The sequence below is a fragment of the Paenibacillus albidus genome (assembly GCF_014644435.1).
GTDB lineage: Bacteria > Bacillota > Bacilli > Paenibacillales > Paenibacillaceae > Paenibacillus_AQ > Paenibacillus_AQ albidus.
Genome location: NZ_BMKR01000042.1, coordinates 35294 through 55973, shown reverse-complemented (window position 1 = coordinate 55973; position 20680 = coordinate 35294). Strand labels below are relative to the sequence as shown.

General features: G+C 42.2%; 18 protein-coding genes and 1 pseudogene. 15 read left to right on the top strand and 4 right to left on the bottom strand.

Annotated elements, in window-relative coordinates; translation table 11 throughout:
* The first annotated feature begins 3 nt into the window (after positions 1-3).
* A complete protein-coding gene (locus IEY53_RS29635; protein WP_189031335.1) occupies positions 4-189 on the top strand; it encodes a hypothetical protein in 186 nt (61 codons plus the stop codon).
* Positions 190-357: 168 nt separating this feature from the next.
* Positions 358-1059: an RNA polymerase sporulation sigma factor SigK gene (gene sigK, locus IEY53_RS29630; RefSeq protein WP_189031333.1), complete on the top strand. Its 702-nt coding sequence runs from the start codon at positions 358-360 to the stop codon at positions 1057-1059.
* A 126-nt stretch (positions 1060-1185) separates the two neighbouring features.
* On the opposite strand, the pseudogene IEY53_RS29625 reads toward sigK, so the two are convergent.
* Together IEY53_RS29625 and IEY53_RS29620 are read right to left on the bottom strand one after the other, a co-directional pair.
* Positions 1186-1434 (bottom strand): annotated as a pseudogene (locus IEY53_RS29625) (DUF4277 domain-containing protein); the annotation flags it as partial.
* A gap of 193 nt (positions 1435-1627) precedes the next feature.
* Entirely contained in the window at positions 1628-2626 is a 999-nt protein-coding gene (locus IEY53_RS29620; protein WP_189031330.1) for a cysteine peptidase family C39 domain-containing protein, read from the bottom strand.
* A 778-nt stretch (positions 2627-3404) separates the two neighbouring features.
* On the opposite strand from IEY53_RS29620, the gene IEY53_RS29615 reads away from it, so the two are divergent.
* Positions 3405-4856 carry a transposase gene (locus IEY53_RS29615; RefSeq protein WP_229696434.1) on the top strand — a complete coding sequence of 484 codons (1452 nt, stop codon included), beginning with the start codon at positions 3405-3407 and terminating at the stop codon, positions 4854-4856.
* Between the two features lie 343 nt (positions 4857-5199).
* Here IEY53_RS29615 and IEY53_RS36215 read toward each other — a convergent pair whose 3' ends face one another.
* Positions 5200-5559 (bottom strand): phosphopantetheine-binding protein, encoded by a 360-nt coding sequence (locus IEY53_RS36215; RefSeq protein ID WP_373293956.1) that lies wholly within the window; start codon positions 5557-5559, stop codon positions 5200-5202.
* A complete protein-coding gene (locus tag IEY53_RS29605; RefSeq protein ID WP_189031327.1) occupies positions 5462-6280 on the bottom strand; it encodes a helix-turn-helix domain-containing protein in 819 nt (272 codons plus the stop codon). Before IEY53_RS29605 ends, IEY53_RS36215 begins: the two co-directional genes overlap by 98 nt.
* Before the next feature lie 342 nt (positions 6281-6622).
* Between IEY53_RS29605 and IEY53_RS29600 the strand changes: the two genes are divergently transcribed.
* The 12 genes from IEY53_RS29600 (at position 6623) to IEY53_RS29545 (ending at position 20680) form a co-directional block, all read left to right on the top strand.
* Positions 6623-7276: a cobalamin B12-binding domain-containing protein gene (locus IEY53_RS29600; protein WP_308424267.1), complete on the top strand. Its 654-nt coding sequence runs from the start codon at positions 6623-6625 to the stop codon at positions 7274-7276.
* A 46-nt stretch (positions 7277-7322) separates the two neighbouring features.
* Positions 7323-9833: an ASKHA domain-containing protein gene (locus IEY53_RS29595; RefSeq protein ID WP_189031326.1), complete on the top strand. Its 2511-nt coding sequence runs from the start codon at positions 7323-7325 to the stop codon at positions 9831-9833.
* Positions 9834-9945: 112 nt separating this feature from the next.
* Positions 9946-11523, top strand: a complete 1578-nt coding sequence (locus IEY53_RS29590; RefSeq protein WP_189031325.1) for a B12-binding domain-containing radical SAM protein — start codon at positions 9946-9948, stop codon at positions 11521-11523.
* Between the two features lie 29 nt (positions 11524-11552).
* Positions 11553-12503, top strand: a complete 951-nt coding sequence (locus tag IEY53_RS29585; protein ID WP_189031324.1) for a radical SAM protein — start codon at positions 11553-11555, stop codon at positions 12501-12503.
* A gap of 19 nt (positions 12504-12522) precedes the next feature.
* On the top strand, positions 12523-13524 hold the full coding sequence (locus IEY53_RS29580; protein ID WP_268240830.1) for a radical SAM protein: 1002 nt from the start codon (positions 12523-12525) through the stop codon (positions 13522-13524).
* Complete coding sequence (locus IEY53_RS29575; protein WP_189031322.1) at positions 13503-14630, top strand: Gfo/Idh/MocA family protein; 1128 nt, start codon at positions 13503-13505, stop codon at positions 14628-14630. Before IEY53_RS29580 ends, IEY53_RS29575 begins: the two co-directional genes overlap by 22 nt.
* On the top strand, positions 14627-15643 hold the full coding sequence (locus IEY53_RS29570; RefSeq protein WP_189031321.1) for a radical SAM protein: 1017 nt from the start codon (positions 14627-14629) through the stop codon (positions 15641-15643). The genes IEY53_RS29575 and IEY53_RS29570 overlap by 4 nt, the downstream gene beginning before the upstream one ends.
* Positions 15643-17127 carry a class I adenylate-forming enzyme family protein gene (locus IEY53_RS29565; protein WP_189031319.1) on the top strand — a complete coding sequence of 495 codons (1485 nt, stop codon included), beginning with the start codon at positions 15643-15645 and terminating at the stop codon, positions 17125-17127. Before IEY53_RS29570 ends, IEY53_RS29565 begins: the two co-directional genes overlap by 1 nt.
* Position 17128: 1 nt before the next feature.
* Positions 17129-17392 (top strand): acyl carrier protein, encoded by a 264-nt coding sequence (locus tag IEY53_RS29560; RefSeq protein ID WP_189031317.1) that lies wholly within the window; start codon positions 17129-17131, stop codon positions 17390-17392.
* A gap of 1 nt (position 17393) precedes the next feature.
* Entirely contained in the window at positions 17394-18332 is a 939-nt protein-coding gene (locus tag IEY53_RS29555; protein ID WP_189031316.1) for a uroporphyrinogen decarboxylase family protein, read from the top strand.
* 13 nt (positions 18333-18345) lie between these two features.
* Complete coding sequence (locus IEY53_RS29550; RefSeq protein ID WP_189031315.1) at positions 18346-19695, top strand: phenylacetate--CoA ligase family protein; 1350 nt, start codon at positions 18346-18348, stop codon at positions 19693-19695.
* A gap of 4 nt (positions 19696-19699) precedes the next feature.
* Positions 19700-20680, top strand: a complete 981-nt coding sequence (locus IEY53_RS29545) for an ABC transporter ATP-binding protein (RefSeq protein WP_189031314.1) — start codon at positions 19700-19702, stop codon at positions 20678-20680.

The following is a 20680-nucleotide window of genomic DNA, read 5'->3' as shown; positions in this document are numbered from 1 at the left end:
TAGATGTCAGGTAGAATTTTTGAAATTACCGAAGAGATGGAACAGAAAATTATTGATTGGGATTCATGTAATGCAAAAGATGTAACCGGAGCTAAGTTTGCATATATCTTCATCCCAACAGGAATTGGGTTAGTCGTCAAGGTGCAGTGTGATGTATGTAAGCGGGAGCTTGATCTCTCGGACTGGTAGCTATAAAAAGTTCTTTGACAACAAATAAACAACGAGTAAGTAATTTGTGCTTCTGTTTCACTGTACATGCACTTCTAGGCACTAACCCACATACAATAAAAGGACCATGAACCCGTAGTGCTCACTACTGACTGGTTTCATTGTACATGTGCGGGAGGTGTCGCCAAGTTGCCAGGAATAATAAGCACGATAGCGCTGCTGATCAAAGAACTGACACTGCTGGTATCTTACGTAAGGAACAATGCTTTTCCCCAACCGCTCTCCGAACAGGATGAAAGCAAATACTTAGGGAGGATGGCGGAAGGAGACGCCAAAGCACGGAATTTGCTGATTGAACACAATCTGCGCTTGGTAGCCCACATAGTAAAAAAATTCGATAACACAGGGGAAGATATGGAGGATCTGATCTCCATCGGTACCATTGGATTGATTAAAGCCATCGAGAGCTACCGTCCGAATAAGGGGACGAAGTTGGCTACTTTTGCAGCCCGCTGTATTGAAAACGAAATCCTGATGCACCTTCGCTCGCTTAAAAAAACACGCAAAGACGTATCCCTCCATGATCCAATTGGGACTGATAAAGAAGGTAATGAAATCACGCTGATTGATATTCTTGGCTCAGAAGCCGACGATGTTATTAAGGAAGTTGACCTCAAGATCGAAAAAAGCAAAATTTACCGCAATCTCGATATTTTGGATGAGAGAGAAAAGGAAGTCGTTGTCGGACGGTTTGGTCTGGATACGGGGGGCGAGGAGCGGACGCAGCGGGAGATCGCGAAGGAGCTTGGCATTAGCCGCAGCTATGTGTCGCGGATTGAGAAGCGGGCGCTGATGAAGCTGTATCATGAGTTTTATAAGGCGAAAAGATAAACTTAAATCACAATATGACAATTCGGTATCTATTAACAATAGCGTCTAGAAAGCGGCTTGTCTGCGGATGAGTTGCTTTTTGTCCTTTTTTAGGAGAAATCGGATGGTTGGCAAAAGTAGATGCACGCCGGGACGGAGCAACTTCTCCAGATCTAATCGTTTCGCCCAATCCGCCATATGTACGAGCGCCTGACGTCAAGTTAACATGTCCATCACGATCATTTGGACGACTTCACCCGGACTCACATTGCATTGTGCATCAAAGGGAACTTTCGCATCAATCGTCTGTGGTATCCGCATGACTTTCATTATTTGGCTGATGAGATTCAAGTATCCTTGCGGGTGGACAGCTTCGATCTGGATAGGTGGTTGCATGGAAGACCTCCGTACGTCATGTGTTCTGTAGAGAGATTCGACACGAACCGGCCATTTCTTTTTTTGATCAAAAAATATTATTCCACGCATTGATTAAGGTGCGAAATGCGAGCTGAAACAGATTCGCGGCTGAATAACCAAATTAGTTGTTGGTTTTCACATTTCAAGTGCTTGACCGCCTGCCCAATTGCTTTCAGTTCATTTCGTTCAATGCTATTCCCAGTAGCTCACGTTCATCATCACGAATTCGAGAAAGCGCTTCAATACATCTTTGAGGAATTTCGCTATTTTTCGTCACATTATATTTAATATATAAAAAAAGTAAGCTTTGAGTTTTTATTTCTAATTTTTCATAGCCCTGATAAACTTTTTCCGAAAAAATGAAATATTTATTTTCTTTAAGATATCTAAGTTTTAAGTTCATAAATTTTTTATGTTCGTACAAAGTGTAAATTGGTCTATGGTCATTATTAAAATCCATAGAATAAAATTCTATAAGCTTATTGTAAATTTCAAGCCCAGTGCTCAGATTTTCAGCACTATTCAGATTAAAACTTACTTCAGGATTTAATGCGGGAGCAAAAATAGAATTATAGTGATAATAAAGCTGATCTTTAAATAAATTAATATTATATCTAAAGTTGTTTAGAGAATAATTTTCATTATAAGTAATTAAGTGAATATATCGAGAATCAATCGCAGAAATTGAATGGAGAAATGCTTTTTCTAAATCTTTATATTCAACGTATCTTAATGAATATTTTTGTTGATTATAAAATCCATATATCAAAAAATCAAGAGTTTCATCATCATAACCACAAATCATTGTATGATGGATAAAATGTTTCTTTTGATAACGTTGTGAACAGGGTAAATAAAATTCATCTACATCTAACACAATGTAATTATTATCATCAATACTTTCTTTAATAAACTGTATAAAGTCCATTTTATATTTTATTATGATATTTTTATGCAAGCGTTGTGATCCTTGGAACCAAGGGTAAAGATGGTATTCTGGAGTCTTAATAATAAAATCGCAGAATCCTGCCTCATCAATAAATAAATTGCTGTAATTTGAATATATCCATGGAAGGCATTCTTCTTTTTCTGAAATTATTGACATATAGAATGCATGCTGTGGATAACAAGAAATAAGTGGATTGCATGTTGATAATACTTTATTAGACATTATGCTTTCCTCCATTGCTGAGTAGTCACTATAGATCTCTTAAACCTGCATTCCCGAATCTACTGTAACGAGGCTGGTGGCGAGATACCCATCTTCTCGTAAAGCTCCGCTTGACGCTTAGTGACTTCTCCGATGCGGATCTGAGCACCATTCGGTGTGCCCCAATCCATGCATAATTATATCAAAGGGCATCCAAAATCCAGTAGCACATAGGTAAACGATATTCGGTTCTGGCAAATTCGTACTACAAGTAGGAACTTGAAATAATGGGATTCCCAAGTAAAATGTGACAACGATGCTTGGTTCAAGGATTCTATGCAGCTTTCAGTTACCGAATTTCTAAAAATCCATGAATAGCATACACTTTTACGACTTTGATTATTAATTCCGGATGCTGTTGCTTGGCGGCTGATTATATCCTAGAGAAATTATGGCCAAAGCTACATAGAGAATTTGTTACGATTTAGTTTCTGAAAGTTGGCAAGTCAGTTTTTGTAAATAGCATCATTGATGTTTTATCGTACCTACTGACCACTTGCTCTTCTGCTTTGTTATCATTCATACAATTATTACTAAAAACAGAAAAGTTAAATAGAAAAAGTGTTTGTGGCGTTTAAAAGTTATTAATTAGGAGACTGGACAGTGAAAAGTTCTTGTCGAAAAATCGACGCATAGAAAAATAACCCAATCGAGCGAATTATGGTGTCCTTTAGTTTCCACACGAAAGGAATAATCGCCAAATGGGTTACAACAAGCAGTTTACCCTATTTGCAGGCGATTGAACATACCTATGCTCAAATACATGAATGAACTTCTCCTTCCATTTCGCGCTTGTTTCTCTAGACAAGCCACCTTCAAGTGGTTTGTTGTTATCGTCATCGGCTTTATGTTGCGCTCCGACCATCTGGGTGTGACTTCCGTGATACGGGATCTCTCGCTGAATAGCCGCTGCTACGAAACGCTGATTCACTTCTTCCGTTCGTCCGGCTGGTCCATCTCCTCATTGCGGCAGAGATGGCTTCAGGTGGTGCGCCAACATGCGCCTTTGCTGGTGATTCAGAATCGCGTGGTCCTCGTCGGCGATGGCATGAAACAAGCCAAGGAAGGCCGCCGAATGCCCGGGGTCAAGAAACTCCATCAGGAATCCGAAAATGTCTCCAAGGGTGACTATATCTTTGGTCATTTGTTCGGCGCCATCGGCATTCTGGTCGGCGATTCCCGGAAGTGGTTCTGCTTGCCCTTGTTTATGAATCTACAAGACGGTGTCCAAACCATTCTGGGCTGGAAGAAGTCCAAGAGCGAAGCGCAGACGCCTTCCCATGTCGTTCAGATGATTGAACAAGGCTTCGAGGCGGCAAAAGGCTTCGGTCAAGCGCTGCTGCTTTTGGATCGGTACTTCTTGTCCGTTCCGGCCTTAGAGCGGCTGAATGCGTGCCACCTCGCTTCTGAAACCCGCATGCACCTGGTGACGAAAGCTAAATCGAACGTGGTCGCCTACGAACGCCCCCCTGCGAAAAAGCCGGGACGTGGCCGACCGCCGAAAAAAGGCCAGGCGGTCAAATTGAAGGAGTTGTTCGCGACTCGCGCTGCCGATTTTCAAACCACAACCCTTCCGCTGTACGGCAACGAAGAGACGGTTCAATTTCTGTGCCTGGATCTGCTTTGGGGCCAAGGCTTGTATCAGGAATTGCGCTTTGTGCTGGTGGTGCATGAGGGCCGCTGCTCCATTTTGGTCAGTACGGATTTGAGCCTGGCAGCCACGGACATCATCCGCTTGTACGGGTATCGCTTCAAGATCGAGTGCACGTTTCGGGAAATGAAGCAAGTCACCCACGCCTTCGGCTACCGCTTCTGGAGCAAGTCCATGCCGAAGCTGAACCGGTTTTTGAGAAAAGAGGAGGTTCATCCGCTAGAAGCCGTAACGAACGAACAAGACCGGCAGCGCATCCAGAAAACGATTCAGGCCATCGAGGGATTCGTGATGTGCCAGTGCATTGCGATGGGACTCCTGCAACTGATCGCTTTGCGTTTTTCAGGCCGGACATCGGGGTTGTTTTTCCGCTATCTGCGAACGCCCTCCCATGCTGTGGTCTCAGAGGCCAGCTTTGCCGCTTATTTACGCAAGTCTATTTTTCGCCTGTTTGCTCAAAATCCTCACTTATCTATAACGCAAATAATTAAATCCAAGCAGGAAAACGCTGATGTGGAGCGCGATTCGCTGGTTTCTTAGCGTTGTAGAACTTTTGACTGTCCAGTAGGAGAGTGAAAGTTATAAATATCGTTTGCGTGAGAATTGCAGGTATTGAGCATATTACGTCGATGAATGAATATATGTTTTACTTGAAGTTTCTATCGGCAGAGAAATGTGAACGCTTCACAGAATAAGCACCGCATTGTAGATGACCATATGGTAAAGCGCGTGATCCAGGGTGAATTGTCATGATTTTCCCTGCTTTTCTATCCAGCTGCGGACACATTGACCGTCACCAGCAGGACAACTTACACTGTCAATTTCCGGACATTAGGGGTTAGCAGTAACAATGATCGACCGCATAGAGGCCAGTTCTCCACTTCTACAGGATGTAACTTTTTTCTGGGTTATTTATATCGTTCAGTTTCCTTTTTACTTGAGTTGAAATCTTTTGTACATTGCAGAAATTTTCAAATAGCAGCTCGTTGTCTTCAAAAAAAATAGAGAAATAAACTTCCAATTCAACAATTAATGAAATGACCTTCATGGAATTCAAACCAAGGTGGTACAAATTTTCCTCTTCACCAATAGGTTGTAACAAGGTACTTTCATCAAGAAATACTTTTAAAATCTTGGTGATTTCCTCATCGACTTTCTTCGAATCTATTTTCACGTTGATTAACGGCCTCACTTTCAAGTAACACCCAAGCTTCCCGACGATATTCAACAGGAGTACAGCCATTATAGTGTTTAAACATATTGGAGAATTGAGAATTGGACACATAACCGAGACCGACGGTAATGTCTTTAATACTTATTTTTGTGTTTATGAGCAATTCTTTCGCTTTTCTCATCCTGATAATTTGCAAGTACTTCATCGGTGGAATCTTGAATATTTTCGAGTACGTGTTACTTAAATAAACAGGATTGCACTTAATTAAATCGGCAAGAACCTGCAAAGTAATAGGCTGGCTATAGTTTTGACGAATATATCGATGCACAATAATTAGCCGTCTATCAATTTTCCCAAAAGGCTCAACAACATACGGGGTTACATCAAATGGTTTACTATTCAAATCTAATAGAGATTGGCAAAGAAAATTAAACTGAGACTCAGCCTGAGGGATTATATGTTGTGGTATTTCTTCAACCGAGTCCAGCAGATTTTGTATATACGAGACAGAATCACTTGTTATGTCAATAAGACCGTTTGATAAATGGTAAGTGAAAGGAGTCTGAAATACAATTCCTTTGATTTTAACGAAGTTTTCAGTGGTATTAGTAATTTCAACATCTTGCACTAAAACAATATCTCGGCTGGAAGTCTGCCTCTCTAGTTGCTCCCATTTGATTTGAAGGGAATCGGTTAGTCTAATTAGCATTAATCTTTCCGGACCAGATTGGAGTTGTATTTTTTTCTGCGGAAGAATAACTTCAGAGAATAAAGACACTATGGTAAACAATTCGAATTTCACCCTCCTTATTTAACTCTTTATCCAACATATGGTTAGTATACATGATTTTTAATTGGAATTTTGTTGTATTTTGTCGTTTGTTTCAATATTTTCTTACAACATTAATACTAGGGCTCTCCTTACCGATGATCTTTAAGCCTTTGAGTTGAATAATATGTACATTCATTGAAGTTAAATGCATCTAATTATAAAGATAATTACTTGTATCACATATTAAAACATAATTGTGATTGATAGATACTAGGGTTGAAGATAAAATCGAAACAGCTAATAGTGTGTTTGCAATTGGGTTTAAACGGAATGTAATTTATTCATTCATATTAGGAGAGGATTTCAATAGAAGCACTAATATTAAGCATCCGAACGAACGTAGAGAACGGAAATGTCCGTCTGGTAGAAGAAGAAGTGTCTTTGGCAATTACCTCGAATATCAATCCATTTGAAATCTTGAATCGTGCCTTGATTAAGGCTATGGAGAATATAGGAGAGGCGATAAAAAAAAGAGAAATATTTATTCCCGAAATGATGATTGCGGCAAAAGCGATGAATGCCGGACTTGAGATATTAAAGCCGGAGCTGGCAGGGCGCAGCAATGATAATATCGGAAAAGTCGTAATCGGAACTGTGCAGGGAGATCTTCATGATATAGGAAAAAACCTGGTTACAATCATGATGAGAGGTCTTGGTATTGAAGTTATTGATCTGGGAGTTAATGTGTCTCCGGAAATGTTCGTGAACAAGGCGGAAGAGGCGCAAGCCCGGATTGTATGTATGTCTGCCCTTCTCACCACAACAATGACAGGCATGAAAGAGGTGATTGAAGAGTTCAAGAGAAGAGACATCCGTCAGAAGTATATATTCATGGTCGGTGGAAGTCCGGTGACACCCGCCTTTGCAGAGGAAATTAATGCTGATTTCTATACACCTGACGCAGTCAGTGCCGCTGAGCTTGCCAAGAAGCTGTTAATCGAAATGCAATCTTAGATTATCACTGTGAGAGGTTGATATAATTGTGCAACTCAATACACCAATGGATTTACAGCTCGAGGATCTGGATGTAGATGAAGTGGTCAGACAATTAGGTTATGAGAACGATATCAAGAACCCGAATCCGAGAATGACGGAATTATTGGAACTCATACAGGCCCGTTGGAATGAGATATCCGGGATATGTATCCCTAAAGCAATATGCAACAAAGAGGCGGTCAAAGCCATAAAGGAACAGGGTCTGGAATTGATGAACGGAAGTATTCTGGAGAGCAAGGTCTTGGCCTCCAGATTGAAAGATGCTGAAGATGTTATCTATGTGATTATTACTCTGGGTAGTGAGTTTGGAGATTATTCCAATGACCAATATAGCTCCGGCGGGTCTTTGGACGGGCTGATCATTGACACTATCGGTAATGTGGTACTAGAACAAGTGCTCCGGCAGGTATGGGAGGCACTGGCGCTAGACTGTATAGAAGCGGGACAGGGGATAAGCCGCTCTCTTAGCCCCGGAACCTTTGATTTCAAGCTGGAAGAACAAAAACTGATTTTTGACAGGATTAATGCCATTTCTATTGGCGTCGAGCTTCAGGACTTTGGATTGATGAAGCCCTTGAAAACTGTAAGCTTGCTTTACGGTGCCGGAAGAAGAGTGTCTTTTCACAATTACTCGGGAATATGTGAAAGCTGCTCCAATGTGAATTGCAACACAAGAAAAATAGATGGAATTGAATTGCATACCGGAATGATTGAGGTGACTCTGGTCCATCCGGAACAAGGATTTGTAAGATGTGAGGTTAAGAAAGGGAGCAATCTGCTCAATGCTTTGATTCAGGAGGAAATGGATATTCCTTCAGATTGCGGTGGAAGGGGAACCTGCGGCAAATGCAAGGTCAGGGTGCTGACTGCAATGGAGATCAGTGACTGGGACAGCCGACATTTCCATGAAGGGGAATTGGATTCGGGCTACCGTCTTGCTTGCAGGCATGAGGTTAATTCACAGACTGCAGTATATGTACCAAGCTATGATTCAAGAATGGATGCAGCAACTGATGGGGCAAGAAGTGATCTGTTGGAAATAGGCTGGAATTATGTTTCGAGTTGTGAGCTTGATTTGGGATTGCTGCATGTGCAAAAGGATATTGGAGATTATTGGGAAGCATGCAGAAACACCTTGCAATTATCGGATCTGAAGCCTACGGTCTCCGCGCTTAGAAATATCTCAGCGTTAATACGTGAAAATAAGAACAAAATCAGATTTGTCATCTGGGACCACAAGGTTCAAAAGGTGCAGGTTCAAGAAATTGAAAGATTGGGTATTGCTATAGATTTGGGCACGACAACCATAGCCGTATATTTATTAAATATCGATACAGGTGAAGAGCTCGGCGTAATTAGCGATGTTAACAAACAAAGAAAGTTTGGCGCTGATGTCATTACCCGGCTGCAGTTTTGTGCGGATGAAATGCACGGTTCGGGAAAAATGGCCGCATTAATCGTAGAACAATTAGAGCAAATGATTGATGATATCGTAAAAACTAAAGAATTGCTTATGGAGCAGGTTGACTATATTACAATCTCAGGCAATACATCGATGATCCATCTGCTTTTGATGCTTGATACGAGCTCCTTGTTGAGGCATCCTTTCCGGCCGGTCATTATGGATGCGATCAATATAAATTCCAGTGAAATAGGATTCAAAAAAATCCATGCAGCCATAACGATTCTGCCTGCTGTCTCCATATTTGTGGGAGGAGATATCACGGCAGGGATTTGGGCCAGTGAAATCTTCAAAGGAACCAAGCCGGAGTTGTTTATAGATTTGGGAACTAACGGCGAGATCGTTCTGGGAAGCGCGGACAAGCTGTACGCATGCGCCACTGCTGTGGGCCCCGCTTTTGAGGGAGCCCATATCAGTTGTGGTATTGGTGGTGTGCCCGGCGCGATCAGAAGAGTCACCTTTGAACCTTCTGCGCAATTTGAGACGATCGGCAATCAGCCGCCCGTAGGTATTTGCGGATCGGGTGTTATCGAGCTGACGAATCAGCTCTTGATGCGTGGAATTATCCTCGGCAGCGGGCGCCTGGATTACTCCAAGCGTGATGAGCACTTTCCAATGGAAAAGGACGAGAACGGCAATATTATCCTTCACCTGCAAAGCCAAATGGAGGGAAAGCATCCAGTTTACTTCACACAGGAGGATATCAGGGAGATCCAGTTGGCCAAAGCCGCTGTGAGATCCGGTATTACCCTTCTTCTTCAGGAAGCGGGCCTGAATGTTAAGGATATCCATAAAGTCTATCTGGCAGGCGGTTTTGGCAATCAAATTGATATCCGAAGTGCGATTAATATCGGTCTGCTGCCTGAGGAATTGGAAGATAAAGTGGTGCCGGTGGGCAATACTTCCGGTGTTGGTGCGAAAGCCGTTCTACTGTCCGGCAAGCCAATGCAAGAAATGGCCCGGTTTGTGAGAAACGTAGAGTATGTAGATCTGTCGGCGAGCGTTGACTTCCAGGAGATCTTTGTGTACGAGCTGTCATTTGCTAACCAATAATTGCAATAGACTACCAAGCCGCTCGGTGGAATTTTGGAGAAGGCCTCGAGTGTGGCTTCCAACGTCAGTTCGGACAACATTATTTTAGGATAAGTTGAAGGGTGTGTGTGTAATGAGTGGAGAGCCTTTGATTATTTTAGTAACCCCTGCGCCTCTAAGCAACAGAACCTCCGAGGAGAATTTGGGACTTGGATACATCGCCTCCTATAGCCGGAACAAAGGGATCAAAGTAATTATAATTGACGGCTGGCTCCAGAATTTGACGCCCTCTGAGATTGGTGACCAGATTATGGAGCAGGATAAACCTTTGTTTATTGGTTTTTCCTGTTATCAGCTTAATAAAGGCAAGGCTATTGAAACTATTGAATATTTACGGTCTAAACAATACGATGTCCCGTTTATAGCAGGCGGCTTCGGGCCTACCTTCCATGCGGAGGCTTTTCTGCGGTCGGGATTCGATATTGCAATGCATGTAGAAGGTGAAATTCCAACCTATGAGCTGGCCCGGCATTTTCTTACAGGGACCCCCAGGCTGAATGAAATTTCAGGGATTTCCTATTTGAATGAAGACGGGAAATTTGTGAGTAACAGAGGTTGTCTTGTTCACGATTTGGATTCGCTGCCCTTCCCGGCCAGAGACACGATGCACATTCCTATTCAAGAGAGGACTCCGGTAGATCTTCTTACCTCTAGAGGATGCACGGGACACTGTTCGTTTTGCAGTGTAATTTCATTCTGGAGGCAGGCTGAAGGTAACAACTGGCGGTCACGAAGTCTGGAGAATGTGGTAGATGAGATCGAGGATCTCTACCATAAAGGCGCGCGATATTTCAAGTTTGTCGATGATTCTTTTATTGAAGGCTCCAGGGATGGGGAATGGTGTAAACGGTTTGCCGACGAGATTCTCAGACGTAAGCTGGACATCCGCATGAGAATCTCCATACGGGCGGACAAAATTAATGAAGCTATCATTACTGAGCTGATGAGAGCCAGATGCAATTCCATAGCTTGCGGTATCGAAAGCTTTTCCAACTCTGCTCTGAAACGAATGGGCAAAAAAGCGGATGTCAAACAAAATATGGAGTCTCTGGATATTTTGAAGAAAAAAAATCTGTATGTGCAGACGGGTTACATCCTGTTTGATTACGGAACGACAATGGAGGAACTGAGAGAGAACTTCCAATATATGAGAAAGTATCATTGGACGGTATGCAAAGGAATTTTTACAGAGATGTACGCCGCAATAGGGACACCCTATACAAGATCCATTCTCAAAATGGGGATTGTTAAAGGGGACAAGCCTATATTAGACAATTATCAATACTACATAATCAATGAACAAGTACAGATTGTATATAATGCGCTCAAAACCTGGCATGCGAGCCACATGAAGGTCTACGATATGGCAATTGATCCCATCAGTAAGCCCAAGGCGCTGGATGATTTAGAGATGAGCCGGTTCTATGATATTTATCTGGAGATCAGAAACAAAGATCTGGATATGTTCGAGAATATCCTGTGTTGGGTTGAGGACGGGGAAAGTGAACAAGAGGTGTATGAGCGGACGAACAATCAGATTCAAGCGCTGGCGCCATGGTACAACAACATTGAGCTTAAAGTCATGGAACTGTATGAGCTGGAGAAAATAGCTTATAAAGGCATTGATAATCCATTCGTAAATTTGCAATAATCACATCATTTCCGAAAGAAGGTTGCTGTATGTACAGAGAAAATATACTTCCCAAAGCTGCCGGGATTTATATTACCAGAAATTGCAATTTGCGATGCGGTTACTGCAATGTCTATAAGAAAAATTTAGCTGAGCTGGATTATGACCGGTGGATACAAACATTTGATGTTTTGGAGTCATTAGGCATTCAAAAGCTGACGATTTTAGGCGGTGAACCGACAACTAGGGCTGATTTACCACAGCTTATCTATCATCTGGCCCATAATACAAGCTTTGATTTCAGTGTAGTCTCCAACGGAACGGCTAATCTGAAAACTCTGCGGTCGTTGGTGGAAGCAGGAATGCAAAAATACTCTTCCAGCGTGGATACCATCAATGGTGATAGCCTGGACCCGTTCACAACGCTTAAATCCAAAAAAGCAATGAGCAATTTTCGTGAGCTCAGAGAAATGGGAGTACCTCATCTAACTGCCTATCTGGTACTGAGTGCTAGTTCATTGCCGCAAGTTGTTGAAATTGCCAAAGCGTTATCGGAAGAACAAATAGGCCTGTATCTGCTCCCTTATCATTATGCGCAAGGGGGGGAGACGTTCTGGGAGACGCGTGATATCCACAAAAAAGAAGGTTTTGCTTTTGAGACCTCCCAGATTCCCCAGGTCAGGGGAGTCATGGAAGAACTTATAAAAATGAAGCATGCAGGCTATTTGATTGAGAACGCAGAGCATTATTTGAGGAAGATTCCTGACTATATTGTAGATTGCAATTGGCATTGCCCGGATACGCTGAATGAGCTGCGCATTGATTCTGACGGCTCGCTGATGTGCTGCCATGATTACGTTGGAACACGCACGCCAGAGTTCAATATCTTTCAGCTGGCCGAAGAAAAAGGGCTTTCAGAATTCTTGTCACAACGATGGAAGGATTCCAGAGATTGTCCTGGCTGCTTCTGGCCAAGCCAATTTCACAACGCGATCGTCTAGTAGAACTTAGGAGGTCAATATGTTAGAAACGGTGAGCTTTCATATTACAAATAAGTGCCACAGCAACTGTATACATTGTATGTTCAAGTCTGGCGAAGAAGTTATTAATGAGCTGAGCAAGGATGAGGTTTTTGATTTTATCGGGCAATTCGCCAAGCTCACCAAAAACGCCGGCAGATTAAATATATATGGCGGGGAGCCTTTGATCCGTGACAATATATTTGAAATCATGAATGAAGCCCGGAATCATCAATTGAAGGTCGAGGTTGCTACGGGTGGAGTCGTCGAAGATGAGCTTATGGAGCAATTTCTTGAAGCCAGACCCGATTACATCTGCTGTGATCTCGATGGGGGGACTGCCGAAAGTCATGACTGGCTAAGAAATCATAAAGGAAGTTTCAACCGGATGAAAGGCTTAATTTCCAGATTTGTACAGACGGGCATCAGCACCTCGGTCACCATGGTTGTCAACAAAAGGAACATGGGGGAAATCATCGAGTTCTTGGAATTGTGCAGAACGTTGAAGGTTTCAAGCGCAGTAATTTATTTGTTCACACCTACAGGCAGAGGTACAGAGATGCAGGATTATGTTGTCGGTGCCGAGGAATGGCTGGAGCTACATAATAAGGCTTATGCATGGTTCGACAATGCACAGCCGGACTTTACGCTGCGTTGGCAAATTGCCTATTACAAGGGACCAAGAACATCTCTCCAGAATAATCTCTGGGATTGTGGTCCGGAGGCTGACCGGAAATTCTATATGCGCTGCGACGGCAATGTATATTCCTGTTCGCTATTAACAGGAGCAGAAGATCACTGCATGGGCAATGTGAGGACCGAATCACTGGAGAGTATTCTAGAACGAAGAAAACAGTTTGCCTTCTCCAGCCAATATGGTTGTCCGGGGATCTCGCATCATGTGTACGGGGATCCGAATGCTGCGGACCCCCGCGCCGCTACACAAACGATTATGCCTGCCTGTCCGCGGGAGACCGAATTGTGGAAGAAAAACATTCTATGAGCAGCAACCATGAATATTTTAATGCATTAAAGGTAGGGATTATAGGAACTGGATTTGGTGTGAAGGGCCATCTTCAGGCTTTTCAGTATCATCCGTATACAGAAGTGATTGCGCTGTGCGGCAGAAATACAGCGAAGCTGAGAGCTGCGGGGAAAGAGTTCGGCGTTGACTTCCTATATACGGATTATATGGAGTTAATGTCAAATCCATTAATTGATATTGTATGTGTGGTGGTTCCTAATCATTTGCATTTATCAATTATTATGGAAGCTGCAAGAAGAGGAAAGCATATTCTATGCGAGAAGCCCATGTGTGTGAATATTGCAGAAGCCAAAGAAATTTTTGCTCTGCTTGACGGAAGCGGTGCAGCCTTTGGCATGAACTATATCTGGCGGTATACACCGGAACGGTGGACCATAAAGCAGCTCATTGAAAGCGGACAGATTGGAAATATATTATCCGTGAATACCAGCGCCTATGCCGATTTTCTAACGAATCCTCCTCCATGGAACTGGCAGGCCGATGCAGCCAGCGGAGGGGGGACGGTCAATGCCTGGGGTTCCCACGCAGTGGATACCTTGTTCTGGTGGTTCGGAGAGATTGAAGAGATTTATGCTGTGAAAAGTAAAAATCTCACAAAAAGACGGGATGGCGCTGGCGTGCTGAGACTTTCAGATACTGAAGATGGTTTTACATTTGCAGGCAGGTTCCGCTCAGGAGCAGAACTGGGAGGCCAGTTCAACATGGTGTCCAATTCTGCCAATCCCAATTTTCTTTTTGAGATTAGAGGCAGCGAGGGCACTCTTCTTTTGGATAGAAGTAATCAGATCCATTTGTCTGATTTAAGAGGGAGAGAGTGGCATGTTGCATTGGTGAATCCTCCATGTGTCCAAGGGGATTGGAGTTTTCTGAAAGAAGACAGGCTTCTCCCGCAATTCTTTAATTTAGCGCATCATTTTGTTCTGAGTATCTTGGAAAAAAGCAGCTTTTCTCCCGGATTGCGGGAGGGAGTCAAGGTTCAGGCCATTCTTGAGGCTATTCATCAATCAGGTGAAATGAAAAAAGCAATCAACCCTATGCAATATTATGAGGAGACAGAGATATGAACACTAGTGAAACCAACTGTGAATTGTATTCTGCACCCAGCTTGACTCTTACATTGACCAATAATTGCAATAGCAAATGTATGATGTGCGATTATTGGAAAAACTACAGCCATAATTATGTTTCGCTTGAGGACGTAAAGGTGCTACTGCCGCAAATGCTAGAATTGAAGACACAAACCGTAACCCTGACAGGGGGAGAACCGCTGCTCCATCCTAACTGGACTGAAATTGCAAGGGAAATCAAACGCTTCGGGATCAAGATTCATCTAATGACCAATGGATTGCTGTTGAACAAATACCATGATGAAATTATTAATTTGATTGATGACATTACGGTGAGTATGGATGGAGGAACAGAAGCGACATACCGTACCATTCGCGGAGTCAAAGCTTATGACAAAGTTACAAAGGATATTAAAAAAGTAACAGAAAAAGGCGGGAAGGTTAGGATACGAGCAATCATCCAGCGCTTAAATTACAATGAAATTCCCTTGATGATAGAGAATGCCATGAGAGCAGGAGCTACCATAACATTCCAACAAATGGATATCCTAAGCTTGCAGGCATATGGAGTTGGCGATAGCGAAATGTTGAAGGTCCGTTATGAAGAGCTTAAGGAATTTTTGTTATCGGAAGAGGATCTGGTTGAATTCGAGAGATTGTTATATAGGATCACTGATGAATATCAGGAACAATTTAAAACGGGAATGATCCGTGATACGCCTCAGCAGCTGTTCACAATGCTTGACTATTTTAAAGGGGTACAGGGTTTGGCGGAATTCTCACCTTCTAAATGCAATCTGCCGTTTTTCTCACCTGTAATTGACTCGGATCTGTCAGTGCGTCCATGCTTCTTCTTACCGAGCACCGGCCTGCTGGATGTAGATCGCTTATGCCTTTCTTTGAATACTCCTTCTGCAATAGAAAGCAGGAAGAAAGTCATCAATCGTGAGTATAAAGAATGTGTCCAGTGTGTGGTATCGCGTTATAAAACAGTCAATGGGGTGGGATAATGATTCATACGATTCTGCTGGAGAGCTTTCGTAAATACAGCGACTTGGTGGCAATTCACTGCGACGGGAAAGAGGTTACGTACACTGAACTTTACAACCAGGCAGAGTCATTAACGTGTCAGTTTTCTGACCTTGGTGTTCCTAAAGGCTCACATATATGCCTGTTCATGAGCAATTGTGTTGAATTCATTAGCTGCTTCTTTGCGGTAAATGCATATGGAAGTGTAGTTATCCCTGTGCAACCGAATATTTCAATGAAGAAATTATCGGAGCTCTGCCAAGCTTATCATATTGGAATGATTATAACCAAAGGCAGCAATGCTAAAATAAGTGTTGAGGAATTGAAAGAATATCACTGCTCTGCTAGTGTCTATGAAGTGTTGGAGAATAGTATTTCCTGTAAATATTCTCCTTACCGGCCTATCCATTCCGGAAGCTTGAATAATGATTTGGCTTTAATTTTATTCTCTTCAGGTACTACGGGGCGCCCCAAAGGGATTATGCTCTCAAATAAAAATATTCTTAGCAATGTTAGAGCGATTTCCGAGTATTTACAGTTGAATCAAAAGGATCGGTTGTTACTGGTAAAGAGCCTGAGCCATGCATCAAGCATTACTGGAGAAATGCTGGTAGCCCTTTTGAACGGATGTGAATTGTGTATCACGGAGAAGGTCATTACTCCTTCATCCATCAGTCAAATCATAACAAAACAATCCATTACGGTCTTTTTTGCAGTTCCGTCCATCCTGAACATGATTATGTATTCCAGGCAGAGATTGAAATTCGACTTCTCGTCACTTCGTATCATTCATTTTTACGGTGAACCCATCAGTGAACATAATTTATTGGAAATTGACCGCTCCTTTCCACATGTTAATTTAATTTATTCGTATGGTCTTACCGAGGCATCACCGCGTGTCACCTATATTCCCAAAGAAGAGCTTTTACGAAAACGGGGTTCAAGCGGCAAGCCTATTCGGGATGTGCAGGTGAGAATAATGGATGAGGAGGGGAAGATCCGGGAGCAGGTGCATGTTACCGGACTTATTGGAGTAGAAGGCCCTGGAGTAATGCTGGGCTATTATAATGTCAATTCCACAGATCAGAGGGGAGACAGAGCCTCTTTGTTGATAACCGGTGACCTTGGCTACATGGACGAGGAGGGTTACCTCTATGTAGTCGGCAGGAAAGACAATATGTTCACTTACATGGGCAAGAATATCCATCCTGAAGAGATTGAAAAAATCATTACTGCCTATCCTGGAATCAAGGAATCTGTACTAAAAGCCGAAGAGCGGAATCAGACAGGGGCCATAAGAATGGTAGCTGAGGTAGTATGCGAAAACCGTACAGAAGTCACTAAAATTGAACTAATCAACCATTGCAAAATCTATCTTGAGGACTATAAAATTCCGCATGAAATCGTTTTTGTTGATGAACTGGAGAGAAATCCCAACGGGAAAATTCTTAGAAAGAAGGGTTAACATGTCCATCTCACTTAAGGAAAGTCTTCAACAGATTGTGCTGAATAATAGTAAAACTTCTGAATTAGTCCGGTTTGACCATGATATTAATCTGCCAACAGATTTGGGCTTCGATTCGATCATGCTAATGAAACTAATTACAGATATTGAAAATGAATATGACCTTGTTTTCGATATAGAAGAGCTTGAATTTGAACGCTTTTGTTCATTTGATGCTCTATTGCATACTGTTCAATCCAAAATTCAGCGAAAAGGTGAATCATAAGATGAAGACCCTGCCGATGAGCAAGTTCATCAAAGAAGGGAACTCCAATAGAATTCCCTTCTTTCCTGTACTCGATAATTATTATTCCTATAATGCTTCACTACATTCGAAAGATACATGCGGAATTAATAATTTCCTTATTCAAATCTCCAAGGAATGCCAGTTGGACGGTTTTACTGCTTATTTCAATAGTGCGAATTTTTTGACTACAGAATTTTTGATGGACGATGCAGAACGTGTATCGGTTAGCTGGAGTATAGACGAGAACAAATTTGCGGAGGAACTGGCGTGCATTGCCGATGTAGTGAACCAGATTGGTAAAACCCATCATATCACCGTTCCCATCAAAGCGCCTTTTGAATTCGGAGCCTTACAATTCGGTCCTACCCCGTTCTATACGGCTTTAATTTCTGATGAAGACAATGTCATGAAAATCATGGATGAGATGCTGAAGATAGATGAGGTGATCGTGGACGGTTTGAGGACAATCAACATTGATTCCATAACCGTAAAAGATTCTCTTGCTTCCACCAGCATTATAAAAAAAGACCATTATGTAAAATATGCGTCTCCTTATGAGAAAAAAATAATCGCAAAAATCAAGGAATATCTTCCTGTGGTCTTGCATGTGTGTCAAGACAGCAGTCCAATTATCGGAAATATGCTGAACACTGGAGCAGATGTGCTAGAGATTGACTTTCTGGTTCAACTGGCGGAGGCCAGGGATATTGTGAACAGTCAAGCGATCATTAAAGGAAATCTGGATCCGCTGTTTCTGCAAACCAAAGATATGGAGGAACTGAGAAATACCGTCTTGGAGGTACTCCATGCAATGAAGGGTTTTCCATATATTTTGAGTACAGGCGATTCCATAACTCCGGATACTCCTGTAGAGAATATTAAATTTATCGCTAATATATGCCGAAATATGAACATTTAGGAGGCTGGTTTCATTGCTTAGAATGGAAGAAATCGAGTTTGAGAAAAAGAAATCAACGATTATACAAGCTATGCAGACAGCAACTCGTTCCAGCTACTATAATGAGCTGTTCAAAAGCACTCAGATAGATATTGACAATCTTCAGACCTATGAGGAATTTGCAAGAATCCCCATTCTGACCAAGGATACGTACAGAGAGCACTCCTTTGATTTCATCATTGATGAAATCAGGGACCGGATGGATATTGACTATATTAAAACCTTAAAGAGAGCCGAGAAAAAACAAGAACTGAAAAAATTCGATATCAATATGATTTCGACCAGCGGGTCCACCGGCAAGCCGCTGGATGTAATTCGTCACAAAGTCGATGAGTACAGTGATTATTTTGTTCCTAATCTATATAGAAAACGTCATTTAAAAAACATACATAACCAAGCGCTTTTATGGCTGTGGCCCGTTCCTAGATTTCAGCAGGAACAATATTATGGTACCAATCAGGGCTTCCATAAGATAGACAACGGATATAAATATTTTTTGAACGAATATTCACCGGAAACATTTGAGAAGATGTTCCAGTTTATTATTGAAAAACAGATAGAATGGATCTCCGGGTTCCCTTCAGCACTTCATTTGTTTGCCCATTATGTTCTTGCAGCTCATCCCTCTGAACCGATTGAGACCGTTAAATATATTGAATGCAATAGTGAATATTTGCATGATTACCAATCAGAAACCATCCATAAAGCGTTCTGCGTACATCCGACAAGCATATACGCCTCCAATGAGTCTTTATTTATCGGAAGAACATGCTCGAAGGGCCATATCCATGTGTTTGACAAGAATGTTTTTGTTGAATTGATCCCCAATGAGGAAGGGGTTAATGAGGTCGTGGTAACTAAGCTGACAAATCAGAAAATTCCGCTAATCAGATACAAAATCGGGGATTATGCGCAGTGGAGCGGGGAGACATGCGCCTGCAGCGAGTTCAAGTCACCGGTTCTAACGCTAAAATCCTTCCGCAAGAATGATTACATTGTTAAAGAGAACGGAGAGAAGATTGAGCCGTTGAATATCATTGAGGTGATGTTGAATCTAAAATATTCAAGAGGTTTGGCTATACAGCAGTATCAATACATTCAACATGCATTTCATGATTTTGAAGTCCAGTTGAGTTCATCTGAAAGTATGCAGGAAGCGGATAGACTCGTAATTCATTCCGAGATTGTTCGCTTTCTATCCAGTTTAGTAGACAATCCTGTCACTGTGGATATCAAATATACTACAGAAGCGTTACCGCCGGATCCGGTAAGTGGGAAATTCAGATACTTCATTAATACTGTAAATTTGCGAATGGAAGTGTGAACCAGTGATAGAGGCGCAAAGGTTAAAACGGGTATATAAGGTTGCGGTACGTGATAAAGGAATCAAAGCAGCTTTCAAAAGCCTTTTCCAAGCGAAATACACCTCAGTAGAAGCTGTTAAAGGCATCGGCTTCTCCATTGCCAGGGGAGAGATTGTGGCTTTGCTGGGACCGAACGGTGCCGGGAAAACAACAACCTTAAAAATGCTAGCCGGTTTGGTGCATCCTTCAGAAGGAGAATTGGCGGTTAATGGGTTTAAGCCATTTAAAAGGGACAGAAGTTTCCTGAAGTCCATTTCATTGTTGATGGGCAACCGCAAACGATTGAACTGGAATCTGCCGGTCGTTGACTCTTTCGAATTATATAAGGAGTTATATGATATCCCTGAACAAGAATATCAATCATTCCTGGACGAATTAATTGAGCTCATGGATGTGGCGGAGATTATTCAGCGTCCTGTCCGTAATTTGTCGCTGGGTCAAAGAATGAAATGTGAAATTATTCTCTCGTTACTCCATAAGCCTCAGGTACTTTTTCTGGATGAACCAACGATAGGATTGGATAACATCGCCCAGAAAAATATCAGGAATTTCATAAAAGAATATAACAAAAGGTATAACGCAACGGTTATTATCACGAGTCACAACATGGATGACATTGAGTCTTTGTGTAAAAGAGTGCTGATTATCAACCGAGGGGAACTGGTATATGACGGTGACATGAAACGTCTGACTGATTTGGTATCCAATGAGAAAAGAATTGTAATTACGTGCAAAGACAATCCCATCAATATGGAGCAATATGGAACGGTCCAGTCAATGGAAGACGGCAGGATTGAGTTGTTGATAGAACGGGACAGAGCAGTCGAAATTATACCAGCGATTATGACGAATCCATGGGTTCAGGATATTGATATTACGAATATTCCGCTTACCGAAATTATTGAACGAGTGTACACTTATGGACTGAGTTATGAACCAAAGTGA